The following is a 25,783-nucleotide window of genomic DNA, read 5'->3' on the forward strand; positions in this document are numbered from 1 at the left end:
ATTACAAAAAAGTTATTTTGATTACAAAAGTAATAGTATTACTTTTAATTGATAAAAGTTTTAACTTTTTATTGTGTTTTGATTAATTCTAAAAAAGCAATTGTTTTCCTTTGATTTTTTTCAATTAAAAGATATAAAAGCTATCTTTATGAGCATAAATCACAATAATTATGGGTAAATACGTTACCGCACCCGAAGCAGTAAAAGTGGTGCAATCAAATGAAAGAGTCTACATTCACGCCGCTGGAGCTACACCCAATGTACTTACAAAAGCGTTGACGGATAGAGCTTCTGAATTGAGAAATGTAGAAATTTGTCATTTACATACCGAAGGTCCTGCACCATACGCCAATCCAGAATTGGCAGAAAGCTTTCACGTGAATTCTTTTTTTATTGCAAAAAATGTTCGACACACACTAACAGCAGGAAATGGTTCTTACACACCAGTTTTTTTAAGTGAATTGCCGCGTTTGTTCCGAAAAAAAGTAGTTCCGTTGGATGTCGTTTTTATACACGTTTCACCACCAGACAATCACGGCTATTGTTCCTTAGGGGTTTCTGTAGAGGCAACAGTCGCAGCTATAGAAAGTGCCAAAACGGTTATTGCACAAGTAAATCCAAATATGCCAAGAACTTTTGGTGACGGAATCCTGCACGTATCCGAAATAGATTTTTTAGTCGATGTAGATTGTCCAATACACGAAAAAGAAGAAGAAGCAATAACGCCTCTCGAAGCCAAAATAGGCGCACATATTGCCTCATTAATCGACGATAAAAGTACGCTACAACTAGGAATTGGTTCGATTCCAAATGCGGCTTTGGCTAATTTGATGAATCATAAAGATTTGGGACTCCACACCGAAATGTTTTCCGATGGTGTAATTGATTTAATCTTAAAAGATGTCATCAATTGCAATTATAAAGGAGTGACTCGCGGACGTGTGCTTTCAACCTTTATGTTGGGTTCAAAGCGATTGTATGATTTTGTAAATGATAACCCATTTATTGAGTTAAGAGAATCATCCTATGTAAATGATACAGCCAAAATCAGACGAAATCCAAGAATGGTCGCTATTAATTCGGCTATAGAAGTAGACATTACTGGACAAGTTTGTGCAGATTCAATTGGCGGAAGTATGTATTCTGGCGTAGGTGGTCAAATGGATTTTGTTCGTGGCGCCTCTTTAAGCGAAGGCGGAAAAGCAATTATCGCTTTGCCTTCGGTAACCAAAAATGGAGCGAGTAGGATAGTGCCTTTTTTGAAACAAGGAGCTGGAGTTGTTTCAACCCGTTCGCACGTGCAATACATCATCACCGAAAACGGAATCGCAGATTTGTATGGCAAAACACTTAAAGATAGAGCAATGGAAATGATAAAAATTGCACATCCCAATCATCAAGAATGGATTGATAAAGCCTATTTTGATTTGCTAAATACAGGAAGACGATTTTAGTAGTTGCATAAAATGAACAACAATTAAGTTGTATTACAGAAAGTGGTGTTGTGTCAATTGTCAGAACGCCTCTTTTTTATGAAATATTTAAAAAGCAACTGTATTAAAATTAATATATTTGTCGCAACAAAAAAATCAACCTTATGTTTGGAATAGGAGGAGGAGAATTAATTTTTATTATGTTCATCGTTTTGATGTTGTTTGGTTCTGATAAAGTGCCAGAAATTGCTCGTACTATGGGCAAAGCGATGGCACAGCTAAAACACGCTACAAACGATATTAAAAACGAAATTCAAAAAGGAGCAGAGGCCAACGGATTGGACCAAAAAACATTAACCGATTTAACGGGAGGAATCAATTCCGAAATAGATAAAGCCAAACAAAATCTATTAGGCGATTCTGCCAATTCGATTACTAGTTTTGCTACTAATTTTACTTCCGAAATTACCAATGCATCAAATGCCGTAGAAGGAAAACCTTCTGCAACCGAAACGCCTACTACTGAAGAAAGCAAGGAAGCTGAAGGACCAATAAAACGACAAATGTAATGTTAGAAAAGCTAGAAGCATTAGACATTCAGTTGTTTGTTTTTTTAAATGGTTTAGGTTCTGAGACCTTCGATGGTTTGTGGTTGTTTATCACCAAACAAGTCAATTGGACTCCCTTATTTTTGTTGCTTTTATACATCATTTACAAAAAAGTAGGAGCCAAGCAAACACTCTTTTTATTACTCTTTGTTGCAGCTTTAATCGCATTTACAGACCAGACAACCAATTTGGTCAAAAATACGTTTCAACGCTTGCGTCCTTGCAATAATACCGACATCAATACCATAATTCGCGTCGTGCAATCCAGAAATTCTTTTAGTTTTTTCTCAGGTCACGCGGCCAATTCTATGGCGGTGGCTAGCTTCTTGTTTTTGGTGTTGCGAAAAAAGTTTCAGTATTTCGGGCTGCTCTTCTTATGGCCTTTGATTTTTGCCTATAGCCGAATTTACCTAGGCTTGCACTATCCAATAGACATTCTTACAGGATATTTTTGTGGTTTCACCTTTGGTTTTCTAACCTATAAAGGGTATCAAATTCTTCAAAAAAAGTATTTTCCAATTACTAATTAGGAGCATCATCCAGCTGTACATTACAATCTTTTGGCTTGAAACCGTTTTTTCTAAGACCAAAAAAGAGCTTCTTCCAGTCGCTTTTTTTAGTCAAGAAAAAATACCGTTCAACCCAAAAGGATTTTCATTCCCATCTGGGCTAGGAACCGTATTTTGATAAGACGTATAGGGATTTAAAGCACTCTGCTCACCGTCAATCCATCTCGAATAGGAAGCAAAACGGTTTCCACTCTTGGGTCGTTGGCTAAGAGTTGATTGTATTCTAATAAGACTTTGGTACTCAAATCATTTTTTTGCAAAGGCTCTACAACTTTACCGCTCCACAAAACATTGTCTGATAATATAATGCCGCCTTTGTTCATTTTCGGAACAATAAGTTCAAAATAGTTCAAGTAGTTTTCTTTGTCGGCATCAATAAAAACCAAGTCAAATGTCAAATCAATTGTTGGGATAATATCAGTTCCTTCTCCTAAATGCTGTACAATTTGATGGCCCCAAGCCGATTTGTCAAAATGTTTTCGCTGAAAATCAACCAATTCTTCTTTGATGTCTATCGTGTGTAGTTGTCCATTTTCTTGCATTCCTTCGCACAAACACAAAGCCGAGTAGCCAGTGTAAGTTCCAATTTCAAGAATATTCTTTGGACGAATCAGTTTAGAAAGCATACTCAAAACTCTTCCCTGAAAATGACCGCTTAGCATTCTAGGCAATAAAATTTTTTGGTAGGTTTCTTTGTTCAAGGCCGCTAGATGTGCAGGCTCTTTTTCTGAATGTTGCTCAATGTAGTCCTCTAAATCTTGAGATAAAAAATGCATTCGAAGTGGTTTTTGTTTCTAGCTGCAAAGGTATTAATTCACCAGCTAATTTGATTCGTTATTTAAAAAACAAATCAAAGTTTACTTCAATCTCATTTTTAACTTTTATGATTCCACCCATTTTTACAGGCGGACTTAAACCTAAATCAGAGAATGTAAGTGGCAATATACCAGTTGCTTGCTGAGTTGATTTGGAATAGGTCAAAACAAAATCTTTGTAAGTCAGTGTTTTATTGGTTAAAGTAAAAACCAAAGTGCATTTGTAAGTGTTATTGGTTGTAAATTTTAGATTGCTAATGGTTACATAACTATTCGGGAACGTTTTGACTTTTACGGTGCTTTGTAAATCTTTGGTCATTATTCTATGGCCACAATCAATGCTGGTCATTGGGATGGAAGCTTTAATGATGTTTTTTTCTAAGGCTTCTGTGTTTAGGGTATCTTTTTTGTATAAAATAGTCGCACAAGTATATTTTCCAACGGTAGAATTTCCTTTAATTTTAATCTCTATCTTATGAATTACTTTTGGTAGTTTTTGATAAAAATAAAAAGGTTTGGCACTTACCGTTAATAAGATAAGTGCCAAACCAATTAAAAATAAAGATATTTTTTGTTGCATTTATTAGAAGGTGATTACTGCTTCGAACAATATTCCGTTAAATTTTCCACCATATAAGTCATTCGGATTGCCACCCACAAATTGAGAGAAATCTTTATAATTTTGACTTACATATACAAATTTAGCTAAAATATTTTTAGTCATAAACCATCCAGCTGCAGTTTCGAATCGATTTATTGAAATATTGTTGGCATCAGCATTTTTTAGTTTTCCATCAACCACATTGTAACGGGCGCCAACATAGAATTTTTCTTCACTTCCAAAACGATACACTATATCTCCCACATACTGATTAACCGTTCTTTTTGTGTCAACACCTCTACCATCTCCACCAGAAGCAAATTCTAATGTTCCAAAGAACTCAAATCCTTTATACTTGATGAAAGGGTTAAACATATAAGATGTTGCCCAGTTACCAAATCCTGGGTTGAAACGTCCTGTGTCTTTATTGGCCGCAGTTTAGGGTTTAAAACCTTAAAATGAGACCAATAAGTGAGGGACTTTCAGTCCCTCGTAAAACAAACCTCTGCACTTTCAGTACAGAGTGGTTTAGTAATGAATTACTTGTTCAAAGCAAGAGCTTTTGTATTGGAAGGTTTGCTTTTTGATGTTCCTTTCCCTTTTTTGATTACTGGAGCAGCTTCGACTATTATTAAAGATGCACCAATATGGTATTGGTTCACAATCTCGTCTGGAGTAAGAGCTACATTGAAAATCTTTAATTCATCAATATCTGCATTGATACTAACTAAAGAATTTATGTTCCCAAGTTTAAAAACAGATCCTAAAGTGTTTCTGTTTGGAGCACTGAAACTTTCAATCAAAACACCATTTCGATATATGCTGGCATATTTTCCATCATAAACATAGGTATAGTTGTACCAAACATCTTTGAATAAAGGAATAGTTGTTATAAAATCATTTTTATAACCCCATGCAGCTATGTTCAACAATGATTCGTCGGTAGTAGTTCCTTGATGAATAAGTCCACAAAATTGATTATTTGTACCCGAACCATAACCCCAAATGTAATTTGAGTTCGTAATATCATTGAATTTTATCCAAATGGTAATTGTTCTAGGTGAATTGGTTTGTGGTAAATTACCAATGTTTGCTGCCAAACCTTCGTTGGTAAGTCGAATTGCTTTCTTGTCTACTCCTGAACGATCTTTGGTGAATTTTGCATTACCCATAAATGTAGTTGTTTTTTCAGCATTTACTAAAGTGCCGTCAAAACTAAAGTCGTGAATGGGAGTTTGGGAGAAATTAAGCGTGGAGGATAAGAGTAAAGTATATAGTATTGTCTTTTTCATAGCTAAAGTCTTAAATGAAAAGTAGTTAACCAAAACTAAACTCTTTTTTTTCAGATTTAAAACTTTTACGTTAAACGGTTTTAAAACTCGTTCAACGACTAGTTTCTTTTTATAAAATGAAAAAACCACCTTTAATAAGTGGTTACTTGCTATTACTATTTGTTTTTTGTTTTGCTAAAATTTATAGAGACTAAAATTGACAGCAATTTGGTCTTTTACTTTTATAAGTCCCCCCATTTTAACTGGTGGAATAAGCCCAACATCAGAGAAGTTTAGTGCAATCACTCCTTGAATTTTGTTATTGTCTTTTGTCATAACAATATCTTTGTATCTCAATGTTTTGTTGGTAATCAAAAAAGTGAGGTTGCATTTGTAATAATTACCATAGGGCTTTATGTCGGTAATGGTTACGAGGCTAGAAGGGAATTGTGTAGTTTTTACAGTAGATTGTAAATCTTTGGTCATAATTCTGTTTCCACAATCAAATTTGACCATTGGAATTTCGGCTTTTATACAATTTTTGTTGGCAACATTAAGTACAATAGTGTCCTTTTTGAAAAAAGTCGTACTACAATTGTATTTGCCTACCGTGGACATTCCAGTTATATTGATTTCAATTTTATTTATGATAATAGAAGAATCATAAGAATGAAAATTGGGTGCAGCACTTCCCAATGTAAAGAGAAGTACTACACCCAATAATCCTAATATTATCTTGTTATTCATTTTGTATTAGAAAGTGATAACAGCCTCAAACATTACACCGTTGAATTTTCCACCATAAAAGTCATTAGGAGTTCCGTTTGCATTGAATTCAGAGAAGTTTTTGTAGTTTTGATTTACGTATTCTACTTTTGCTAGAATGTTTTTAGTCATAAACCAACCTGCTGCTGCTTCAAAACGGTTGATGTTAATTTTTTCAATATCAGCGTTAGCTAATTTACCTGATACTAAGTTGTATTTAGCTCCTACATAGAATTTTTCGTTAGTACCAAAACGGTATACAACATCACCTACATATTGATTTACAGTACGTTTTGTTTCGTCACCTTGTTTATTTCCACCAGATGCAATTTCAATAGTACCAAATACTTCAAGACCTTTATATTTTACAAAAGGGTTAATCATATACGAAGTAGCCCAGTTTCCAAATGCAGGATTGAAACGGCCTGTTGTGTAGTTTGAAGTTGGGTCGAAGTTGTCAGCAATTGCAACGTTATTTCCGTTTACTGGAAAATTACTAGTTGCATGTGTCATCACACCATAAAAACGGCTTCCAGCTCTGTCAGAAGAGTATAAGTTACCACTTGAGTTCGCTACATGTGAAACAGACCCTGTTAAACGTACTCTCAAATCGTCGTTCAATTGTTTGTCATAACCTAATTTAGCTATTATAGTTGGGCTAATAGTAGTGTTTCTGCCAGGTGCAGCTGGGACAATTTCTTTAACATTTTGGTTCAACTTAGAGTTGGTAACTCCAATCATACTTACCCAACCATTTCTGTTATAGTAGAGTTCAGCACCCATTTCAGTCGTAAATGCATCCATAATATTATTTCCTACAAATGGATTCATTAAAGCATTTCCATTATCAGATCTTCTAAAGTGAGCATCACCATAATTGTTTTCCATTTGACCAATTTTGATAGTTGCATATTTCATGAAATCTTTCAAGAAGTCTTTTTGGATAAAGTCTAATTTGTCAATTTGTAAATAACCTCCTTTTACCCAAGTTTCGTTGTGGTGTCTTGCAGCTAAGTACAAATCTAAGTTTACACGTACCCCATCATACAATTGAGCACCAATAGTCATATTAGCTGTTGGTAAGTTAAAGTTGTTCTCTAGGTTATTCAATCGGTATTGACCTGGTGCATAATTATGGTCGTTGAACGATTTTACCCCTTGAAATTGCAAAGCAAATGCAGCTCCTAAATCGATACTTAAACCTTTGAATTCAACAGTATCTTTTTTAACATCAAATTGATTGATACCTGTTTTGTCTCTTGGAATTAAGTTTTGTATTTGTCCAAATCGGTCTTGTGCTTGCGCAGCAGTTAAGCTTAATAAAGCGGCTGCTAAAAAATAAATTACTCTCATTTGTTGTTAGTTTTATTTGTAATTAAGATTGAATTTTATTGTTAGTTCTTTTCCTGTTTTGATAGTACCTAATAAGGCAGTTGGTGCTTTCATTCCAAATTCGTCAAAAGTGATTTTGTTTGAACCCTGAATGTTAACTACTCCATTTACTACGGCTACTTTTATTTGAGTTTTTAAGTCTTTGCTAACTCCTGCAATGGTGTAGGTTCCTGTTAAGTTCCATGTAGTTTCGTTAACTTTTGTAGCAGTTTTTAAAACATATTTAATGGTTTTGAATTTTTTAACATTTAGTGTTTCGTAAGCTATTTTATCCATTCCACTTTTTCCACTTTTAATAGTTTCTACTGCTAAATCAATAGTGATGGAATTGATTTCAACAACTTTTGAATCTGTTACGGTAAGATTTGCATTACCTGTTTTGGAAGACGAAGTCATTTCCCAGTCATGTAATGTTGAAGTCCCAAGAACTGAAAAATTAGTCTTGTTATCTAGTGTGTAACTCTTTTGTGCAAAGGCAGTGATATTAATCAAAGCTAAAGCAAATGTTAAAAAAATGACTTTAATTGTAGTTGGTTTCATTGTTCTATATTTAAAGATTATTGATGTATTCTTAATAATACTAGGATTTATTGTGTTTTTTTACAGCGATATCCTTTTTGTATTATTTATATAGCAAATTTCGCTACAATGTGCTTACTGGAATATGATAAAAGTCATACTTATAAATTTTAAGATTTTTTTAACATTTTTACATCGATTTCGTTGGTTTTTTATTTAGAAGTAGTTTCAATAAGAACTAAAAACTCTTTAAATTAATCAGAATTACCGTATTTTGTTTGTTTCATTTTTTTCTTTTTTTATTCAAAAAATCAGTCGTTTTTTTTATGATTTTAATTGTATTCTCAAAAAAAAGTTGTTTTCATTCGATTTCTTTTGAAATTCATTTTCTTGCTTTTGCTAGAATAAATTCTATTAATAAGTGAAATTGAATTCAAAACATTAAAAATTGAATAAATTTGCAGCATGGAAATCGAGAAAAAAGATATTAGAGCTTTGTCTAAAGAGGAATTGCGCACCTTTTTTGTAAATAATGGCGACAAAGCTTTTCGTGGTAATCAAGTATATGAATGGTTATGGACCAAAGGAGCGCATAGTTTCGAGGACATGACAAATGTGTCTAAAGCTACGAGAGCTATTTTAGAAGCACACTTTGTCATTAATCATATCAAAGTTGATACTATGCAACGCAGTGAAGATGGCACAGTCAAAAACGCCGTTCGTTTACATGATGGATTGGTCGTCGAATCGGTTTTAATTCCTACCGAAACTAGAACTACCGCTTGTGTTTCAAGTCAAGTAGGCTGTAGTTTGGATTGTAATTTTTGTGCGACAGCACGATTAAAAAGAATGCGTAATTTAGAACCAGCAGAAATTTACGACCAAGTAATTGCTATTGATAAAGAGAGTAGACTCTATTATAATCATCCCTTGTCTAATATTGTTTTTATGGGAATGGGCGAGCCGTTGATGAATTATAACAATGTGTTGAAAGCAATAGAAATGATTACTTCTCCAGAAGGTTTAGGAATGTCTCCAAAGCGAATAATGGTTTCTACTTCTGGTATTCCAAAAATGATTAAGAAATTAGCCGATGATGAGGTGAAATTCAAATTAGCAGTATCACTTCATTCTGCAATAGACGAAACTCGGGCTAGAATTATGCCTTTTAGTGCCAATTTTCCTTTGAAAGAATTACGAGAATCTCTAGAGTATTGGTACCGTAAAACCAAAAGCAAGGTGTCCTATGAATACGTTGTTTGGAAAGGAATCAATGATGATAAAGCGTCAATTGATGCCTTGGTGAAATTTTGCAAATATGTGCCTTGTAAAGTCAATCTTATAGAATACAATCCTATTGATGATGGTGAGTTTCAGCAAGCATCTGAAGAGGCGATAGCCGCTTATATTAAAGGCTTGCAGGCTATTGGCGTCGTTGTCAAAGTGAGAAGAAGTAGAGGAAAAGACATTGATGCTGCTTGCGGCCAATTGGCAAATAAAGAAGCGTAACAATTGAAACATAATCATGTAAATTTAAACTAGTACTATTTATGTCTTTTTTTATTTTATATGCTATATTTGAATCCTAAATGAATATCACCTCACAAATAAAACAACCCATCTTTGATGAAATGGAACTTTTCGAGAAAAAGTTCTATGAATCAATGTCTTCAAAAGTAGCCTTACTCAATCGAATTACTTATTATATAGTAAACAGAAAAGGAAAACAAATGCGTCCGATGTTTGTTTTTCTTACTGCAAAGATGATTTCTGGAGGAACAGTAGAAGAGCGTACTTATCGAGGTGCTTGTGTGATTGAGCTGATTCATACTGCTACTTTAGTACATGATGATGTTGTAGACGATAGCAATCGTCGAAGAGGTTTTTTCTCCATCAACGCTTTATGGAAAAATAAAATCGCGGTTTTAGTTGGTGATTATTTGTTGTCCAAAGGTTTATTGTTATCCATTGACCACGGCGATTTTGATTTGTTACGAATCATATCAGTAGCTGTTCGCGAAATGAGCGAAGGAGAATTATTGCAAATAGAAAAAGCCAGAAGACTCGATATTACAGAAGAGGTATATTACGAAATTATCCGAAAAAAAACAGCTACACTAATTGCGGCTTGCTGTGCTTTAGGTGCTAGATCTGTTAGTGATAATGAAGTCGTAGTTGAACAAATGCGAAAGTTTGGAGAACTTATAGGTATGGCTTTTCAAATTAAAGATGATTTGTTCGATTATACTGAAGAAGCCATCGGAAAACCTACAGGAATTGATATCAAAGAGCAAAAAATGACTTTGCCTTTAATCCATATTCTAAATACCTGTACTACAAAAGAAAAAAGTTGGTTAATTAATTCCATCAAAAACCATAACAAAGACAAAAAGCGAGTAAAAGAAGTCATTGCTTTTGTAGTTAACAATGGTGGACTTTCTTATGCCGAACAAAAAATGATTGACTTTCAACAAGAAGCATTAGCTATTCTTGAAAATTTCCCCACTTCAGATTATAAATCGGCCTTGACCTTAATGGTCAATTATGTAATCGAAAGAAAAAAATAATTTTTTTTCGTCTGTAAAGTGCCGTAATCATTGGTGTTTCTATTTTTTTATCAAAAACAAAACAACTACATGCAACCTTTTTGTTGCTTGCCTCGTCTATGCTAATAGAAGTCGGTTTTACAAAAACAACAACTGCTGACCAACACGCTTTATTATATGAAAGTAATTCCATTACATCATGAAGAACAAAAGTTGATTCAACTTGCCATTGAAAAGAATAGGCAGGCGCAACAACAGTTGTATTCTAAATTTTCTTCAAAAATGTTAGGAGTTTGCAGACAGTATATAAAAGATATTCATCAAGCCGAAGATGTAATGATTACCGCATTTATGAAGGTTTTTGTGAATCTAAGAAATTTTGAACACAAAGGAAGTTTCGAAGGTTGGATTCGTAGAATTATGGTCAATGAATGTATTTCTTTTTTGAGAGTAAATAAAAAAATGAAATATACCGAAGACGAGTTTTTTGTAGAAGAAAGTTTTGATGCCATTGGAGATCAGTTCTCCGTAGAAGAAATTCAAACCTTAATTGATACACTTCCAGAAGGCTATAAAATGGTCTTTAATTTATATGCGATAGAAGGATACAAACATCAGGAAATTGCTCAATTGCTTGGTATTTCTGAAGGTACTTCAAAATCACAATTATCGCACGCTAGAAAAATGTTACAACAGCAGATCAACTGCTTAAAAAATAAGCAAAATGGAACGAAATAATTTTGAACAACAAGCCAAAGAGAAGCTCTCCAATCGAGAAATTACTCCCTCAGCTCAAGCTTGGGATCGATTAGACGCGATGTTGTCTATCCAAGAAAAGCCAAAGAAAAAAATCAATTGGTGGTATGTTGCAGCTAGTGTTACAGGACTTTTATTGGTAGGAACACTCTTTTTTAACACATCAAAAGAAAGTAATGTTATAATGCCATCTCAAGAAATCGTGGTGACTTCTACTGAAGATAAAGATTCGGTTACGACACAGCCTTTTATTGAATCAAAAAACGAAGTTAGTGTTCAGCCTAAATCCGCTGTAGCAACGAATGTCTCTAAGGTTACCAATAATCAAATTACAACCACAAAAAATACGCATCAGGAGCTTTCAATCAACAATCAAATCACAACCATCAACAATCAAATTAGTACTACTACCGAAAACAACACAACACATCAAGCAATTGCCGCGATAGATGAAAATGTTCAAGTAGCACCCACACTAATCCAAAAAAAACAAAAAATACAAGTCGACCCATCTTCTTTATTATCACAAGTCGATGGAGAATTGGAACTCTCTTTTAGAGAAAAAGTAATTGCTAAAGTGAATAAAAATTATCAAACCGTAAAAGTGGCTTTGGCCAACCGAAACAATCAAGAATAAAAACAATCAATCATCAATCAAATTTTTTAAAAACTAGTAATCATGAGAAATTTTACCATTTATCTAGCCGCCCTATTCTGTATTTTTGCCAGCAAAATGATAGGGCAAGAATCCTTCGAAAAAAGAGCTAAGGAAATTGCAACACGCATTGAAAAAATCACCAAAGAAGAAAAAGCAGCACTAAAAGAGGAAATTGAAGCCGTAAATCTTCAGCAGCAAGCAGGAACAATTACCAAAGAAAAAGCAGACGAGAAAAAGAAAGTCCTCGCCGAAGCCAGAGCCATCAATATCGAAGCCCGAGTAGCCAAAGAACAAGAACAATTAAATGAATTGGTACAGCTAAAAGTAGACGGAAAAATCAAAGAAAGCGATTCTTCTCGAACTTTAGTGATTCACTGGGACGACGATTTTGACTTCAGAAATAAAAAGAAAGAAAAGAAATTTGGTGAAAAAAGAACCACGAGTCAATTTGTTTTTGCTGCAGGTTTGAACAACCTTATGGTTGACGGCAAATTACAAGACAAAGATTTCAAATTTATGGGTTCTCATTTTTATGAGTGGGGAACTACCTATAATACTAGGATTTTGAAAGACAATAATTTATTGCATTTCAAATACGGTATGTCCGTAATGTACAATAATTTACGCCCAACCAATAACCGCACTTTTGTAGTAAACGGAGACCAAACCAACCTAGAAGTGTATTCCAAAGACTTGAAAGAATCCCGTTTCAGAAACGTTTATTTAGTGGTTCCTATGCATTTAGAATTCGATTTTTCTGGAAGTACAATGAACGATGACAAGCGTCAATTCAGAACCCACAAATCCTTTCGTTTTGGGTTAGGAGGTTACGCAGGAATCAATTTAAAATCCAAACAAAAGATAGAATATCGTGAAAATGGTGATAAAATTTACGCCAAAAACAAAGCGGATTTCAACACCAGTAACTTCATTTATGGTTTGAGTTCATACATCGGGTACAAGGAAACGAGTTTGTATGTAAAATACGATTTGAATCCATTGTTTACAAGCAATGCAGTAGACCAAAACAATATTTCAATGGGAATCCGTTTCGATTTTAATTAAAATAAGGAGCGAATCATAAGGCTTTTTCAGGCCACATCGTTCCCGCCATCATTCCTAAACCTCGTGAGCTGAACCCCAGCTCACGAGGTTTTTCCCTTCTGTCGGGGCTATACGATTAGCAAGGTTTTTTCCTTGGAAGAAATTTTGTAATACGGGTGAATGATAAATTACATTTTATAACTATCCAGGTATTTTTTTGGATATTAATTGCCTCCAACTTTAGTTGGAGGGATGAAATTTGAAAGTTTTAAAGGCTTTAGCCAAAACCAGCTGCTTTTATTTGGCTAAAGCCAATGAAATCAATCCCCATAACTCCAGCTAAAGCTGGAGCCAATTGAAAGTTACTATTTTTTTTGAAGCACTTCGCACCACCTATCTACTAAAATCCGCGAAATCTGCGTGCCATAATGCGTGCATTTATTTAGTAGATTCACTAAGACTTTTTTCAATTGAACCACAAAGCCAAAACTTTGCGAACTTTGCGATTTTTCCTTTGCGAACCTTGCGGTTAAAATTTCACGCTAATTTGTCTTAAATCAGTGCATTCGTGGCTAAAGCCTTTATAGACGAATCTATAGCGTAATAATGCTAAGTTTAATTATCCAAAATTAACTTTGTATCTTTGACCTTTTCCAACTTTATTCCTTAATAAATTGATTTCAAAAGCAACCATAGATACCGTTTTCGAAACCGCTCGTGTAGAGGAGGTTATTGGCGATTTTGTGCAATTAAAACGCGCTGGGAGCAATTTCAAAGGCTTGAGTCCTTTCTCAGACGAACGTTCTCCTTCTTTTATGGTGTCACCAGCCAAAGGAATCTGGAAAGATTTTAGCTCAGGAAAAGGCGGCAATGCAGTGGCTTTTTTAATGGAGCACGAGCATTTTACCTATCCCGAAGCGATTCGATATTTGGCCAAAAAATACAATATCGAAATCGAAGAAACAGAACAAACCGATGCTGAAAAAGCCAATACTGATGTTCGAGAAAGTATGTTTTTGGTGTCTGAATTTGCGAAAAATTATTTTCATTCCACACTATTAAATACCGAAGAAGGGAAGGCGATAGGCTATTCGTATTTCAAAGAAAGAGGTTTCACCAACGAAATCATAAAAAAATTCGGACTGGGTTATTCTCCAGAAACTTGGGACGCTCTAACGAAAGAAGCACTTGGGAAAGGATATCAATTACAATATCTAGAAAGTACGGGTTTAACCATTCCAAAAGACGACCGTCCTTTTGATAGATTCAAAGGAAGGGTGATGTTCCCTATCCAAAGTATGTCGGGTAGAACCTTAGGTTTTGGAGGGCGCATCTTAACCAATGATAAAAAAGCGGCCAAATATTTAAACTCTCCCGAGAGCGAAATTTATCATAAGAGCAAAGTCTTGTACGGAATTTTCCAAGCCAAACAAGCCATTGCCAAACAAAATAATTGTTATTTGGTTGAAGGATATACCGACGTAATTCAATTTCATCAGGCGGGAATCGAAAATGTTGTGGCTTCATCAGGTACGGCTTTAACACCCGACCAAATCCGATTAATCAATAGATTGACCAAAAACATTACCGTACTTTTTGATGGTGATGCTGCGGGGCTTCGTGCTTCCATTCGAGGAATCGATTTGATTTTGGAAGAAGGGATGAACGTAAAAGTGTGTACTTTTCCTGATGGCGACGACCCAGATAGTTTTGCTAAAAAGACATCTTATGATGATTTAGTAGCTTACTTAGAGAATAACGCAAAGGATTTTATTCAGTTCAAAGCTTCTCTTTTAATGAACGAAGCTAAGAACGACCCAATAAAGAAAGCCGATTTGATTCGGGATATGGTAACGAGTATTTCTAAGATTCCAGACCGTATTCAACGAGAAATATATTTGCAAGAATGTTCAAGGATTATGGATATTTCTGAGCAGGTTTTGGTGAGTACTTTGGCACAATTAGTCCAAAAAGACATTACCGAAGTAGGGAAAAAACAAAAGCAAGAGCAAAAAGCATTTGAAATTGTAAAGAATGAAAATCCCGTTCAAACAGAGAAAGTTGATGTTTTATATCGTTTAGAAAGAAAGATAATCGAAATTTTATTGCTCTACGGAAATAAAGATGAAGTTTTTGAAGATGTACTTTTAAAAGCGAATCCAGATGGGGAGATTGTTCACGTAGTTGAAAAAAAGGAGTACAAAGTTTTTCAGAGAATCTATTTGAGTTTACAAGAAGATGAGGTAGAGCTTGCGCATCCCCATTTTAGGGCTATTTTTAATGATTTGATTTCATATTATCTTCAAAATGAAACAGAAGGAATTGATAATTATCTAAAAAATTTAAAACCTGAGTTTGCACAAGAAGTTACGGATATTTTGATGGAAGAAGAACAAATCGTGCTTCATAATTGGGAAGGGCAAAACATTTTTGTGAAACAAAAAACAGAAACAGTAAGTCAACATACTTCGGAAACTATTATATCCATTCGCGAATACCTAATCAATAAACTAATTATGGATTTAATGAACGAATTCACTTCAAACCCTGAAGCAGATGTAGAAGAGTTGAAAGTAATGATTAATGATTATAATAAGCTCAAAGTCAATTTGACGGGAGCAATTGGTCGAATTCGTTCTACTTACATATAAAAAAAAGGAAGTCTAAAATAGACTTCCTTTTTTATTTTTTGCGAAAATTAGTAAATCAAAAATCGAATTAAACGATTTCTAATGTTTTAGCTTTGTTAACCAAGTCAACCAAATTGGTTACATTTAATTTGGTTAATAAACGCAATTTGTAAGTACTAATTGTTTTTTCGTTTAGAGAAAGAATGTCAGCTATTTCGTGGTTTTTCTTACCATCGCTCAAATAGCGCAAGACTTCAATTTCTCGGTTAGATAATTTACGATACAAACGTTCGCTTTTACTTTGTTTGGCTATCAAAGCCATATTTTTACGAACATTTTCGTTCACAATAATTTTGCCTTGATGCACTTTTACAATAGATTGACCTAATGTTTCTAGTTTCTCGGATTTGTGAACATAGCCAGAAACTCCTGCTTTAATTGCATTGGGAGCATAAATTTGTTCCGAAAGACTACTAAAAATAATAATCTTCGTTTTAGGGAAGTTTTTCAACATCGCCTTAATTTCAAAAATACTCGCCAATCCCTCTAGTTCTAAGTCGATTACCAATACATCGATTTCCTTGTTTTGGAGGATGTCTCGAACCATCGAAAAATTACCAACATTGGCTACAATAGAGATTTCATCGTGGTCTTTAAAGTACGATTTAACTCCAAAATGGGTTACAGGATAGTTATCTGCTAAACAAACTTTAATCATGGTATTTATTTTTTAAGAGTTGTCTATCAAAATGATAGCATAAATGTAGTAAAAAAAATACAATAAATACCAGGAATGTTAATTTTTTTTAATTTTTATCAATAATACAGACTGGTATTGGGTTCATTTTGTGTTGGTTAGCATTATTTAGTCGTTTGTAGGTGGTAAAAACGTCCTTTTCTCTACCCTCAAAGTCCGAAATCGTTTTCCCAATTTCGTCTTGCAACATAGCCCATTCCAATTCGTCATAACTTGCACCAAGTTGGTCCTCGTCTGAACGGTCATCTCCAAAAAGACCATCTGTAGGAGCTGCAATAAGAATTGAATTTGGAACTTTCAAATATTCTCCTAATGCGTATACATCTGATTTTAATAAATCTGCAATTGGACTTAGGTCTACTCCGCCATCACCATATTTAGTATAAAAACCCACACCAAAATCTTCTACCTTATTTCCTGTTCCAGCAACTAGTAGTCCATGAATACCTGCATAGTAATACAAAGTGCTCATTCTTAAACGCGCTCTTGTGTTGGCTAAAGACAAGTTCATTTTAGCGGTATCTTCGTGCTCTGGTACTACTTTTTTGAATGCTTCAAATACAGAAGTCAAATCAGAAGCAGCACTTTTTACGTTTGGGAAACGTTCTTTTAGTTGTTTGATATGCTCTTGTGCTCGACTAACATGCGATGGAGCTTGATGAATTGGCATTTCTATGCAAAGTACTTCCATACCTGTTTGTGCACAAAGTGTTGAGGTTACAGCAGAGTCCACACCTCCAGAAATACCAATCACAAATCCATTAGATTTAGCATTTTTGGCATAATCGGCGAGCCATTTTATAATTTGAGTATTTACTTTTTCTGGTGATAAGGTTGTTTTTTTAATCATAATAGTTTACGTTTTAAAAAGCAGGAATGTATATTTGCAAAATCTTTTCAAAAAGGGAATTTATTCCGAAAATATTTAAAAGCTAAATTAAATAATAAATATTAAATCGCCATAGTTCCGAACCATAAACTAGAAGGGAAGTAACGTGATTAAAGCATTGAATGTCTCAAATAATTTATAACTCATGAAAATCTATCTTTTACCACTTGCCATTTGCTTCTTTTTGCTTTCATGCGAAAAGAAAAATAAGATTGAAAAAGCTGTAGAAGAAATTCCAGTTGAAATCAAAGTTGATAGATTTGATAAAGCTTTTTTTGAAACTAAGCCTGAGGACTTAAATCAGTTAAAACAAAAATACCCTTATTTTTTTCCTGCAGGAACGGATGATGCAATTTGGATTGAAAAAATGCAGCATCCTCAATGGAGAGAATTGTATGGAGAAGTGCAAAAAAAGTATGCTGATTTTTCAACTATTAATCAAGAAATAGAAACGTTATTTAAGCATATTAAGTTTTATTTTCCTAAAACTAAAACGCCAAAGGTTGTTACTTTAATCTCTGAAATGGATTATAATACCAAAACGATTTACGCGGATAGTTTGGTAATTGTGTCTTTAGAGCTGTATTTAGGTAAAAATCATAAATTTTATCAATTTCCTGAATACATCAAACAAAATTTTGAACCAACTCAAATCGTTCCAGATATTGCTTCAAGTTTTCTTCAAGCAAAAATGGTTCCAGATACGGATAAGACATTCTTATCTCAAATGATTTACTTGGGAAAAGAATTGTATCTAAAAGAATTGTTGTTGCCGGAATATACTGATGCCGCTAGAATAGGATATACTCCTGAGCAAATTAAATGGTGTACTGAAAACGAGGGTTATATTTGGCGTTACTTTATTGATAAAGAAATGCTATATAGTGTAGACGCTAAATTAATTCCTAGATTTTTGAGTCCAGCTCCATTTTCTAAATTTTATTTAGAGATAGATAATGATTCGCCAGGACAAGTAGGTGCCTGGATTGGTTGGCAAATAGTAAGGTCATATATGAAGAATAATGATGTTACTATCAACGAATTAATGAATAAAAAAGCAAAAGAAATTTTTGAACAGTCAAAATATAAACCTAAGAAATAATGTCAAACATACATACCTCAGAAATTAAGTTTCAAGTTGAATTAGATGAAAATAGAGTGCCAGAAAAACTATTTTGGTCTGCAGAAGATGGTGGCGTGACAGCAGAAGAAGCTAAAGCGATTATGCTTTCTATTTGGGATAGCAATCACAAAGAAAGTATGAGAATTGATTTGTGGACGAAAGATATGCCTGTAGATGAAATGAAAATTTTTTTCCATCAAACGCTAGTGGCTATGTCAGAAACATTTAAAAGAGCTACTAATGACGAAAAAATGGCAGATACAATGATGGATTTTTGTGATTATTTTGCCGAAAAGCTTGAATTGAAAAAATAGGTTGCTTTAATCTCAAAAAAAAATCCAAATTCCAAGAATTATAATTGGGATTTGGATTTTGTATTTAAAATGAATTGTTGTTTTTAAAGACTTCTTGGTTAACCTCGTCTATGTAGTTCAACAATTCTTCTTTTCCGGTAGACTCTGTAGAAGAAGTAACAAAATAATGAGGCATTTCAGCCCAATTGTTAGCTAGCATTTTCTTTTTGTATGCAGCTATATGTGAGTCAATTTTTACCTTACTGATTTTGTCTGCTTTAGTAAAAATAATGCAAAAAGGGATTTCGCTTTCTCCCATATAAGACATGAATTCAATATCTATAGTTTGTGCTTCGTGGCGAATATCAATCAGTACAAAAGCACATACTAATTGTTCTCTAGATTCAAAATAGTCTGTGATAAACTCTTGGAATATTGATTTGGTTTTTTTTGAAACTTTGGCATATCCGTAACCAGGTAAATCAACTAAAAACCAATTGCTATTGATTAAAAAATGATTGATTAACTGCGTTTTTCCTGGTCTTGCAGATGTTTTTGCTAATTTCTTATGATTGGTCAGCATATTGATCAATGAAGATTTACCTACATTAGAACGACCAATAAAAGCATACTCGGGCAAGAAGTCCTTGGGACATTTGCTTACATCAGAATTGCTAATAACAAATTCGGCAGTATTGATTTTCATTTTCTAATCGTTTTGATTAATGTGCAGCTAAGTGAGTATGAGTTAACCAATCTTCTAAAACTCTGTTGAATTCGTCTGGATGTTCCATCATTGCGGCGTGTCCGCATTTGTCAATCCAATACAAACTTGAGTTTGGCATTAGTTTATGAAATTCTTCTGCAACATCCGGAGGAGTTACTTTGTCATTTTTTCCCCAAATAATACAAGTTTGTACATGCATTTTTGGCAAATCTTTAGCCATATTGTGTCTAATTGCACTTTTTGCAATCGTTAGCGTTTTGATTAATTTGATTCGATCGTTTACGGTTGCAAAAACTTCATCGATTAGTTCTGGTGTAGCAATTTTTGGGTCATAAAAAACATCTTCAGCTTTTTTCTTGATGTATTCATAGTCGCCTCTTTTAGGATAGCTATCGCCCATCGCACTTTCATAAAGTCCAGAGCTACCTGTAATAACTAGCCCAGCAACTTTTTCTGGATACATTTTTGTGTGGTATAATGCGATGTGACCTCCCAACGAGTTGCCCAAAAGGATAACACGATCCAGTCCTTTATAAGTGATAAAGTTTTTCACATAAACTGCAAAGCTTTTAACGTTAGTCTTTAAAATGTTTTGCGTATAGATAGGTAGATCTGGAATAATAATTTTGTACCCTCTTTCAGAAAAATAACTTGCTACAGCATCAAAGTTACTTAATCCTCCCATAAGTCCGTGAAGAATTACGATTGGGGTTCCTTCTCCAGCTTCATAATAGCTATACTTACCTTCTATTTTATAGTATTTTTCCATGTAATATGTGACTCGGTTTCAATTTCGACAAATATAGGATTTATTAAATTAAAATAAATTGTTAGGGTTGCTTTTTACTGATTTTATTCTTTTTCATGGGTTTATTCGTTTTAAAATGAGTGATTTTCATTTTGCAAAAAGTAAGATTAGGCATAAAAAAGCAAAATTTTTTTTGTAAGAATTATTTTTAATTTTAATATAGATATCAACTTTATCTTAATAAAAAAAAATATTTGCTAACTGTCTGATAGACTATAAATTAAAGCTTTTTGGTTAAGAGTGGGTAAACTTATCAACAAAGTGGTATAAAGTGGTAAATTGTGGTAAAAATTTATATATTTTTGCTTAATACAATCTAATGCAAATTTTGTGGACGCAATTATTGGTACATATGAGTGTAAAGTAGATGCTAAAGGAAGGGTAATGTTGCCTTCTCCTTTGAAAAAGCAGTTGGCTACTTCTCTTCAAGACGGTTTCGTTTTGAAGCGCTCCGTGTTCCAACCTTGTCTAGAATTGTATCCTATGAAGGAGTGGAATGTGATGATGCAAAAGGTGAACGGATTGAATCGGTTTGTGAAAAAAAATAATGACTTTATCCGTCGTTTTACTGCAGGTGTTAAAGTGGTAGAAATTGATGCATTGGGTAGAATGTTGATTCCGAAAGACTTGGTTGGTTTTGCAAGTATAGCCAAAGATGTTGTCTTTTCTTCTGCGGTAACAATTGTTGAAATCTGGGATAAAGACTTGTATGAAAAATCTATAAGTGGAGAGGATCTTGATTTTGCCGATTTGGCAGAGGAAGTAATGGGAAATATAAATAATAGCGACAATGGAATATCATAATCCTGTATTGTTAAAAGAAACGGTAGATGGTTTGAATATCAAACCAGACGGAGTGTATGTAGATGTGACATTTGGTGGAGGAGGACACTCAGCAGAAATTCTTAGAAGATTGGGACCTGATGGGAAATTGTTTGCTTTTGATCAAGATGAAGATGCTTTGGCAAATGCCTTGCCTGATGAGCGCTTTACTTTAATTAATGAAAATTTCAGGTTTATCAAACGCTTCTTACGTTTTTATGGAGTAAAAGGGGTTGATGGAATTTTGGCAGATTTAGGTGTTTCATCTCATCAGTTTGATGTGGCTGAAAGAGGTTTTTCTACTCGTTTTGATGCAGAATTAGACATGCGTATGAGTCAAAAAAATGATTTGAGCGCCTATAGAGTAGTCAATGAATATGATGATGCGAATTTGAGAAGAGTTTTTTGGGACTATGGAGAATTAAAAAATGCTCCTGCTTTGTCTAGAACTATTATAGAAGCGAGAGAAAAGCATCCTATTAAAACAACAGATGAATTGAAGTTGATTTTGGCTAAATACTTACCAGAGAAAGTTCGTAATAAAGTATTAGCTCAAATATACCAAGCCATTCGTATTGAGGTAAATCAAGAAATGGATGTTTTAAAAGAGTTTTTGGAACAATCATTAGAGATTTTAAATCCAGAAGGAAGATTAAGTGTAATTTCTTATCATTCACTTGAGGATAGATTAGTAAAAAGATTTATCAAGAATGGCATGTTTGAAGGGGAACCTGAACGTGATTTTTTTGGAAACTTTTCTGTTCCTTTCAAAACTATAGGTAAGTTGGTTGTTCCCTCTGATGAAGAAATAAAAAGTAATAATAGAGCACGAAGTGCAAAATTGCGTATTGCAGAAAAGAAATAAAGAATTATGAAACAAGGAGTTTATGCCATATTAAAAGCTAAATATTTGATTCATGATGACGCGATTAAAAATTGGCGTTTTATAGTTTTTTTGGTAGTACTTGTGATTTTAATGATTGCCAATACACAACGTTTTGAGCAAAAGGTTTTTGAAATAAATGAATTGAATAATCAAGTAAAAGAGCTTCGATCTGAATTTGTAGATAAAAGATCTGAATTGATGAAGTTGAAAATGGAGTCGACCGTATCCAAAAAAATGGAAACGAAACAAATTTTTCCATCAACAGTACCTCCAGTAAAAATTAAAGTTAAAAAAGAAGAAGACCCGAATATATTCGAAAAATTATGGCAGTAGAAGATAAAAACATATCGTATCGTATTTATCTAGTGGCATTTTTCCTCTTCATAATGGCTGTGGCTATTGCTGTGAAGTTAACGAATATTCAGTGGGTTGAAGGTAATTATTATAGAAAGTTAGCCAAAGAAAGAACGGTTAAGAATTTTGTTATACCTGCCAATAAAGGAAATATTTATTCGGCTGATGGAAGCTTATTAGCGACTTCGATACCTAATTATGAGATTCGTTTTGATGCTGTTGCACCAAAAACGGAAGTCTTCGAAAAGAATATTAAGCAATTAGCAGATTCTTTGGGTAAACTTTTGAATAAATCTTCCGATACTTTTGAAAGAGAGTTAAGAAGAGCTAGGGTGAATAAAAGCCGCTACTTTTTGGTAGCTCGTGATTTGAGCTATACGGAATATGTTGCAATTAAAAGTTTTCCATTGTTCAACTTAGGACCATACAAAGGAGGTATGATTGTAGAGCAAGAAACAGTTCGTGAGCATCCAATTGGTAAAATCGCAGAGAGAACAATTGGTTATATAGGAAGAGATGTGAACGGTCATATTAATCCTGTTGGTGTAGAAGGGGCTTACAGTAAATACCTAAATGGAAAAAATGGTCGTATTTTAAAACAAAAAATAGCCAAAGGGCAATGGAAACCAATTAGTGATGTCAATCAGGTGGAGCCTCAAGATGGCTATGATGTTATTTCAACTATAGATGTGTTTATTCAAGATATAGCGCATCATGCTTTGTTAAAACAATTAGAAGAATACCAAGCAGATCATGGTTGTGTGGTGGTAATGGAAACACAAACAGGCTATGTAAAAGCAATTTCTAATCTAGGAAGAAATGAAAAAACAGGCATGTATTCTGAACGATTGAATTATGCAGTTAGAGAGTCTCATGAGCCTGGTTCAACTTTTAAATTGGTTGATTTAATGGCTTTGTTAGAAGATAAATTAGTAGATACAAGTGCTGTTTTTGATAGCAAAGGTGGTGAAATAAAATACTTTGGTAAATCTGTGCGTGATTCACACAAAGGAGGTTATGGTAAAATTTCTTTGGCAAGAGGATTTGAAGTTTCATCTAATACTGTAATGGTTCAAGCTGTATATAACAATTACAAGTCTAATCCAACGCAATTTGTGAATCATATCAATGCTTATGGTTTGAATAGAAAATTAGGGATTGGTTTTAATGGAGAAGGCGCGCCTTATATTCCTCAGCCTTCTGATAGAAGTTGGTCTAAATTATCACTGCCATGGATGGCCTATGGATATGGCGTTTCTGTAACTCCTTTACAAACATTATCTTATTATAATGCTGTAGCAAATAATGGAGAAATGGTAAAACCATTGTTTGTTTCCGAAATTAAAGAATGGAACAAAACCATCAAAAAATATGATAAAGTGGTTTTGAATCCTAGAATTTGCTCGCAAGAGACTATAAAAAAACTCAAGGCAGTTTTGGAAAATGTGGTCAAAAAAGGTACAGGTTCTAAGTTGTATTCCAAAGATTTTTCTATGGCAGGAAAAACAGGTACGGCTCAAGTTAATTATGCAAAATCTGGCGGTGCCGAAAAATACTATGCGTCTTCATTCGTAGGGTATTTTCCAGCAGATCATCCAAAATATTCTTGTATTGTAGTGGTTCACAAACCCAATACAACCAATAATAATTATTACGGAGCTGATGTGGCAGGTCCAGTTTTTAAGCGTATCGCTCAAAAGATATTTACCGACTCGCCAACAACCAATGAGATTAAAAATTTGAATAGAAAAATTCAAAAGCAAGAGGGCAATTATAATTCTTATTATGCAAAAGCTCAAAAGAAATTCAAAGCGATTCCTAATGTAAGAGGAATGGCGGGTATGGATGCTGTTGCATTACTTGAGAATTTAGGGCTAAAGGTGAAAGCAATCGGTATTGGAAAAGTAAAGAAACAATCACTTCAAGCAGGTGAGAATATAAATAAAAATGCAACTATAATATTAGAATTGTCATGAAAATACTAAAAGACATACTGTATAAAGTAGCAATAGAAGCATTAAACGGGTCTACTGATAATGCTGTCAATCATTTGCATTTTGATTCTAGAAAAATAGAAGTTAATGATGTTTTTGTTGCAATAAGAGGTGCGGTTTCAGACGGGCATAACTTCATTGATAAAGCAATTGCTTTAGGGGCTACTACAATTGTTTGTGATGTGTTTCCTTCAGAATTGCAAAAAAATGTTACCTATGTTTTAGTAAAAGATACTAACGCTGCTTTGGCATTTATGGCGGCTAATTTTTATGACAATCCTTCTCAAAAATTAAAATTAGTTGGAATAACTGGAACAAATGGTAAAACAACAATTGCATCATTACTGTATCAATTATTTAAAAAAGCAGGTTTTAAGGTTGGCTTGATATCTACAGTTAAAATTTTGGTTAATGATGAAGAATTTAAAGCAACGCATACTACTCCAGATTCTTTGACCATAAACCACTATTTGGCAGCAATGAATGAGGCTGGTGTAGAATATTGTTTTATGGAGGTTAGTTCTCATGGAATTCATCAAAAAAGAACGGAAGGGCTTCATTTTGTGGGCGGAGTTTTTACGAATCTTTCGCATGATCATTTGGATTATCACCCAACTTTTGCAGAATATCGTGATGTGAAAAAATCATTTTTTGACTTTTTGCCAAAAACAGCATTTGCTTTGTCAAACGGAGATGATAAAAATGGAGCAGTTATGCTGCAAAATACTACTGCGACCAAACGAACGTATGCACTTAAATCTTATGCAGATTACAAAGCAATAATTCTCGAAAATCAATTATCGGGTTTGTTGTTAAAGATTAATGATAATGAAGTTTGGGTCAAATTGATTGGAACATTTAACGCCTATAATTTATTAGCCATTTACGGTACTGCCATAGAATTAGGCCTTGAGAGCCTAGAAGTGCTTAGATTGTTGTCTGAATTAGAAAGTGTTTCTGGTAGATTTCAATTTATTGTTTCGGCTCAAAATATAACTGCTATTGTTGATTATGCACATACGCCGGATGCCCTAGATAATGTTTTGAATACGATTAACGATGTACGAACTCAAAACGAACAGTTGATTACGGTTGTTGGATGCGGTGGAAATAGAGATAAAGCCAAGCGTCCAATTATGGGAGGTATTGCGTCTGATAAAAGCGATAAGGCAATTCTAACTTCGGATAATCCTCGTGATGAAGAACCAGAAACTATAATTGAAGAAATGGAGACTGGTGTAGCTCCACAAAACTTTAAAAAAGTTTTAGTAATTACAGATAGAAAACAGGCCATAAAAGCGGCTTGTCAGTTGGCGCAACCCAATGATATTATTTTAATTGCTGGAAAAGGACATGAAACCTATCAAGAAATCAAAGGAGTTCGTCAGGACTTTGATGATATGAAAATAGTAAAAGAAACATTAGAACAATTAGGAAAATAACAAAGATCAAATCTAAATTCCTTAAACCATTATTTAAGCAGAATTTTAGAATTTGAATTTAAATTTTTAAAATAGAAAAAT

General features: G+C 33.9%; 27 protein-coding genes. 16 read left to right on the plus strand and 11 right to left on the minus strand.

The features are described from left to right. Nucleotides 1-170: 170 nt before the first annotated feature. From FLAVO9AF_RS14755 to FLAVO9AF_RS14765, 3 genes are all read left to right on the plus strand, one after another. Complete coding sequence (locus tag FLAVO9AF_RS14755; protein ID WP_159690562.1) at nt 171-1,454, plus strand: acetyl-CoA hydrolase/transferase family protein; 1,284 nt, start codon at nt 171-173, stop codon at nt 1,452-1,454. 143 nt (nt 1,455-1,597) lie between these two features. Then, complete coding sequence (locus tag FLAVO9AF_RS14760; RefSeq protein ID WP_159690564.1) at nt 1,598-2,002, plus strand: twin-arginine translocase TatA/TatE family subunit; 405 nt, start codon at nt 1,598-1,600, stop codon at nt 2,000-2,002. Then, nucleotides 2,002-2,571 carry a phosphatase PAP2 family protein gene (locus FLAVO9AF_RS14765; protein WP_159690567.1) on the plus strand — a complete coding sequence of 190 codons (570 nt, stop codon included), beginning with the start codon at nt 2,002-2,004 and terminating at the stop codon, nt 2,569-2,571. Before FLAVO9AF_RS14760 ends, FLAVO9AF_RS14765 begins: the two co-directional genes overlap by 1 nt. Nucleotides 2,572-2,744: 173 nt before the next feature. Here FLAVO9AF_RS14765 and FLAVO9AF_RS14770 read toward each other — a convergent pair whose 3' ends face one another. The 7 genes from FLAVO9AF_RS14770 to FLAVO9AF_RS14800 form a co-directional block, all read right to left on the minus strand. Further along, complete coding sequence (locus FLAVO9AF_RS14770) at nt 2,745-3,386, minus strand: O-methyltransferase (protein WP_159690570.1); 642 nt, start codon at nt 3,384-3,386, stop codon at nt 2,745-2,747. A 58-nt stretch (nt 3,387-3,444) separates the two neighbouring features. Beyond that, nucleotides 3,445-4,005: a YceI family protein gene (locus FLAVO9AF_RS14775; protein ID WP_159690572.1), complete on the minus strand. Its 561-nt coding sequence runs from the start codon at nt 4,003-4,005 to the stop codon at nt 3,445-3,447. A gap of 3 nt (nt 4,006-4,008) precedes the next feature. Continuing rightward, on the minus strand, nt 4,009-4,401 hold the full coding sequence (locus tag FLAVO9AF_RS14780; protein WP_236552331.1) for a hypothetical protein: 393 nt from the start codon (nt 4,399-4,401) through the stop codon (nt 4,009-4,011). A 164-nt stretch (nt 4,402-4,565) separates the two neighbouring features. After that, the gene (locus FLAVO9AF_RS14785) at nt 4,566-5,318 is read right to left on the minus strand and encodes a LamG domain-containing protein (protein ID WP_159690575.1); all 753 of its coding nucleotides are present in this window, start codon (nt 5,316-5,318) and stop codon (nt 4,566-4,568) included. A gap of 174 nt (nt 5,319-5,492) precedes the next feature. Further along, nucleotides 5,493-6,044: a hypothetical protein gene (locus FLAVO9AF_RS14790; protein ID WP_159690578.1), complete on the minus strand. Its 552-nt coding sequence runs from the start codon at nt 6,042-6,044 to the stop codon at nt 5,493-5,495. Between the two features lie 6 nt (nt 6,045-6,050). Then, nucleotides 6,051-7,415 carry a hypothetical protein gene (locus FLAVO9AF_RS14795; RefSeq protein WP_159690581.1) on the minus strand — a complete coding sequence of 455 codons (1,365 nt, stop codon included), beginning with the start codon at nt 7,413-7,415 and terminating at the stop codon, nt 6,051-6,053. 12 nt (nt 7,416-7,427) lie between these two features. Continuing rightward, the gene (locus FLAVO9AF_RS14800; RefSeq protein WP_159690584.1) at nt 7,428-7,994 is read right to left on the minus strand and encodes a YceI family protein; all 567 of its coding nucleotides are present in this window, start codon (nt 7,992-7,994) and stop codon (nt 7,428-7,430) included. A gap of 444 nt (nt 7,995-8,438) precedes the next feature. Here FLAVO9AF_RS14800 and rlmN point away from each other — a divergent pair, with 444 nt between their 5' ends. The 6 genes from rlmN to dnaG all read left to right on the plus strand — a co-directional run bounded on the left by rlmN (nt 8,439) and on the right by dnaG (nt 15,628). After that, nucleotides 8,439-9,482, plus strand: coding sequence for a 23S rRNA (adenine(2503)-C(2))-methyltransferase RlmN (rlmN, locus tag FLAVO9AF_RS14805; protein ID WP_159690587.1), 1,044 nt, complete (start codon nt 8,439-8,441; stop codon nt 9,480-9,482). A gap of 80 nt (nt 9,483-9,562) precedes the next feature. Beyond that, the gene (locus FLAVO9AF_RS14810; RefSeq protein ID WP_159690592.1) at nt 9,563-10,540 is read left to right on the plus strand and encodes a polyprenyl synthetase family protein; all 978 of its coding nucleotides are present in this window, start codon (nt 9,563-9,565) and stop codon (nt 10,538-10,540) included. 156 nt (nt 10,541-10,696) lie between these two features. After that, nucleotides 10,697-11,257 carry an RNA polymerase sigma factor gene (locus FLAVO9AF_RS14815; RefSeq protein WP_159690595.1) on the plus strand — a complete coding sequence of 187 codons (561 nt, stop codon included), beginning with the start codon at nt 10,697-10,699 and terminating at the stop codon, nt 11,255-11,257. Further along, entirely contained in the window at nt 11,244-11,912 is a 669-nt protein-coding gene (locus FLAVO9AF_RS14820) for a hypothetical protein (protein ID WP_159690599.1), read from the plus strand. Before FLAVO9AF_RS14815 ends, FLAVO9AF_RS14820 begins: the two co-directional genes overlap by 14 nt. A gap of 42 nt (nt 11,913-11,954) precedes the next feature. Further along, nucleotides 11,955-12,998 (plus strand): hypothetical protein, encoded by a 1,044-nt coding sequence (locus FLAVO9AF_RS14825; protein ID WP_159690603.1) that lies wholly within the window; start codon nt 11,955-11,957, stop codon nt 12,996-12,998. 653 nt (nt 12,999-13,651) lie between these two features. After that, a complete protein-coding gene (gene dnaG / locus FLAVO9AF_RS14830) occupies nt 13,652-15,628 on the plus strand; it encodes a DNA primase (protein ID WP_159690606.1) in 1,977 nt (658 codons plus the stop codon). A 67-nt stretch (nt 15,629-15,695) separates the two neighbouring features. Here dnaG and FLAVO9AF_RS14835 read toward each other — a convergent pair whose 3' ends face one another. Both FLAVO9AF_RS14835 and nadE read right to left on the minus strand, forming a co-directional pair. Beyond that, nucleotides 15,696-16,325: a response regulator transcription factor gene (locus FLAVO9AF_RS14835; protein WP_159690608.1), complete on the minus strand. Its 630-nt coding sequence runs from the start codon at nt 16,323-16,325 to the stop codon at nt 15,696-15,698. Between the two features lie 88 nt (nt 16,326-16,413). Further along, on the minus strand, nt 16,414-17,214 hold the full coding sequence (nadE, locus tag FLAVO9AF_RS14840; RefSeq protein WP_159690611.1) for an NAD(+) synthase: 801 nt from the start codon (nt 17,212-17,214) through the stop codon (nt 16,414-16,416). Nucleotides 17,215-17,398: 184 nt separating this feature from the next. Between nadE and gldB the strand changes: the two genes are divergently transcribed. Together gldB and gldC are read left to right on the plus strand one after the other, a co-directional pair. Next, nucleotides 17,399-18,355 carry a gliding motility lipoprotein GldB gene (gldB, locus tag FLAVO9AF_RS14845; RefSeq protein ID WP_159690614.1) on the plus strand — a complete coding sequence of 319 codons (957 nt, stop codon included), beginning with the start codon at nt 17,399-17,401 and terminating at the stop codon, nt 18,353-18,355. Further along, nucleotides 18,355-18,690 (plus strand): gliding motility protein GldC, encoded by a 336-nt coding sequence (gene gldC, locus FLAVO9AF_RS14850; RefSeq protein WP_159690616.1) that lies wholly within the window; start codon nt 18,355-18,357, stop codon nt 18,688-18,690. Before gldB ends, gldC begins: the two co-directional genes overlap by 1 nt. Nucleotides 18,691-18,754: 64 nt before the next feature. Here gldC and yihA read toward each other — a convergent pair whose 3' ends face one another. Continuing rightward, complete coding sequence (gene yihA / locus FLAVO9AF_RS14855) at nt 18,755-19,375, minus strand: ribosome biogenesis GTP-binding protein YihA/YsxC (protein WP_159690619.1); 621 nt, start codon at nt 19,373-19,375, stop codon at nt 18,755-18,757. 16 nt (nt 19,376-19,391) lie between these two features. After that, complete coding sequence (locus FLAVO9AF_RS14860) at nt 19,392-20,165, minus strand: alpha/beta fold hydrolase (protein WP_159690622.1); 774 nt, start codon at nt 20,163-20,165, stop codon at nt 19,392-19,394. Nucleotides 20,166-20,534: 369 nt separating this feature from the next. On the opposite strand from FLAVO9AF_RS14860, the gene FLAVO9AF_RS14865 reads away from it, so the two are divergent. The 5 genes from FLAVO9AF_RS14865 to FLAVO9AF_RS14885 are packed head-to-tail and all read left to right on the plus strand — an operon-like array spanning nt 20,535 to nt 25,702. After that, on the plus strand, nt 20,535-21,008 hold the full coding sequence (locus FLAVO9AF_RS14865; RefSeq protein ID WP_159690627.1) for a division/cell wall cluster transcriptional repressor MraZ: 474 nt from the start codon (nt 20,535-20,537) through the stop codon (nt 21,006-21,008). Next, on the plus strand, nt 20,983-21,891 hold the full coding sequence (gene rsmH / locus FLAVO9AF_RS14870) for a 16S rRNA (cytosine(1402)-N(4))-methyltransferase RsmH (protein ID WP_201296310.1): 909 nt from the start codon (nt 20,983-20,985) through the stop codon (nt 21,889-21,891). The genes FLAVO9AF_RS14865 and rsmH overlap by 26 nt, the downstream gene beginning before the upstream one ends. 6 nt (nt 21,892-21,897) lie before the next feature. Next, entirely contained in the window at nt 21,898-22,245 is a 348-nt protein-coding gene (locus FLAVO9AF_RS14875) for an FtsL-like putative cell division protein (protein WP_159690633.1), read from the plus strand. Beyond that, on the plus strand, nt 22,236-24,242 hold the full coding sequence (locus tag FLAVO9AF_RS14880; RefSeq protein ID WP_159690638.1) for a penicillin-binding protein: 2,007 nt from the start codon (nt 22,236-22,238) through the stop codon (nt 24,240-24,242). The genes FLAVO9AF_RS14875 and FLAVO9AF_RS14880 overlap by 10 nt, the downstream gene beginning before the upstream one ends. Beyond that, the gene (locus FLAVO9AF_RS14885) at nt 24,239-25,702 is read left to right on the plus strand and encodes a UDP-N-acetylmuramoyl-L-alanyl-D-glutamate--2,6-diaminopimelate ligase (protein WP_159690641.1); all 1,464 of its coding nucleotides are present in this window, start codon (nt 24,239-24,241) and stop codon (nt 25,700-25,702) included. Before FLAVO9AF_RS14880 ends, FLAVO9AF_RS14885 begins: the two co-directional genes overlap by 4 nt. Nucleotides 25,703-25,783: the final 81 nt, after the last annotated feature.

It is taken from the genome of Flavobacterium sp. 9R (assembly GCF_902506345.1).
Classification (GTDB): Bacteria; Bacteroidota; Bacteroidia; order Flavobacteriales; family Flavobacteriaceae; genus Flavobacterium.

Bases quoted from the DNA above. Each gene is read 5' to 3' on its own strand.
- FLAVO9AF_RS14810 (WP_159690592.1), top strand. From the start codon at position 9,563: ATGAATATCACCTCACAAATAAAACAACCCATCTTTGATGAAATGGAA.
- FLAVO9AF_RS14775 (WP_159690572.1), bottom strand. From the start codon at position 4,005: ATGCAACAAAAAATATCTTTATTTTTAATTGGTTTGGCACTTATCTTA.
- gldB (WP_159690614.1), top strand. From the start codon at position 17,399: ATGAAAATCTATCTTTTACCACTTGCCATTTGCTTCTTTTTGCTTTCA.
- FLAVO9AF_RS14815 (WP_159690595.1), top strand. From the start codon at position 10,697: ATGAAAGTAATTCCATTACATCATGAAGAACAAAAGTTGATTCAACTT.
- FLAVO9AF_RS14800 (WP_159690584.1), bottom strand. From the start codon at position 7,994: ATGAAACCAACTACAATTAAAGTCATTTTTTTAACATTTGCTTTAGCT.
- FLAVO9AF_RS14835 (WP_159690608.1), bottom strand. From the start codon at position 16,325: ATGATTAAAGTTTGTTTAGCAGATAACTATCCTGTAACCCATTTTGGA.
- FLAVO9AF_RS14880 (WP_159690638.1), top strand. From the start codon at position 22,236: ATGGCAGTAGAAGATAAAAACATATCGTATCGTATTTATCTAGTGGCA.
- FLAVO9AF_RS14760 (WP_159690564.1), top strand. From the start codon at position 1,598: ATGTTTGGAATAGGAGGAGGAGAATTAATTTTTATTATGTTCATCGTT.
- gldC (WP_159690616.1), top strand. From the start codon at position 18,355: ATGTCAAACATACATACCTCAGAAATTAAGTTTCAAGTTGAATTAGAT.
- nadE (WP_159690611.1), bottom strand. From the start codon at position 17,214: ATGATTAAAAAAACAACCTTATCACCAGAAAAAGTAAATACTCAAATT.
- FLAVO9AF_RS14875 (WP_159690633.1), top strand. From the start codon at position 21,898: ATGAAACAAGGAGTTTATGCCATATTAAAAGCTAAATATTTGATTCAT.
- FLAVO9AF_RS14860 (WP_159690622.1), bottom strand. From the start codon at position 20,165: ATGGAAAAATACTATAAAATAGAAGGTAAGTATAGCTATTATGAAGCT.
- FLAVO9AF_RS14770 (WP_159690570.1), bottom strand. From the start codon at position 3,386: ATGCATTTTTTATCTCAAGATTTAGAGGACTACATTGAGCAACATTCA.
- FLAVO9AF_RS14825 (WP_159690603.1), top strand. From the start codon at position 11,955: ATGAGAAATTTTACCATTTATCTAGCCGCCCTATTCTGTATTTTTGCC.
- FLAVO9AF_RS14885 (WP_159690641.1), top strand. From the start codon at position 24,239: ATGAAAATACTAAAAGACATACTGTATAAAGTAGCAATAGAAGCATTA.
- yihA (WP_159690619.1), bottom strand. From the start codon at position 19,375: ATGAAAATCAATACTGCCGAATTTGTTATTAGCAATTCTGATGTAAGC.
- rlmN (WP_159690587.1), top strand. From the start codon at position 8,439: ATGGAAATCGAGAAAAAAGATATTAGAGCTTTGTCTAAAGAGGAATTG.
- FLAVO9AF_RS14820 (WP_159690599.1), top strand. From the start codon at position 11,244: ATGGAACGAAATAATTTTGAACAACAAGCCAAAGAGAAGCTCTCCAAT.
- FLAVO9AF_RS14780 (WP_236552331.1), bottom strand. From the start codon at position 4,401: ATGTTTAACCCTTTCATCAAGTATAAAGGATTTGAGTTCTTTGGAACA.
- FLAVO9AF_RS14790 (WP_159690578.1), bottom strand. From the start codon at position 6,044: ATGAATAACAAGATAATATTAGGATTATTGGGTGTAGTACTTCTCTTT.
- FLAVO9AF_RS14795 (WP_159690581.1), bottom strand. From the start codon at position 7,415: ATGAGAGTAATTTATTTTTTAGCAGCCGCTTTATTAAGCTTAACTGCT.
- FLAVO9AF_RS14785 (WP_159690575.1), bottom strand. From the start codon at position 5,318: ATGAAAAAGACAATACTATATACTTTACTCTTATCCTCCACGCTTAAT.
- FLAVO9AF_RS14765 (WP_159690567.1), top strand. From the start codon at position 2,002: ATGTTAGAAAAGCTAGAAGCATTAGACATTCAGTTGTTTGTTTTTTTA.
- FLAVO9AF_RS14755 (WP_159690562.1), top strand. From the start codon at position 171: ATGGGTAAATACGTTACCGCACCCGAAGCAGTAAAAGTGGTGCAATCA.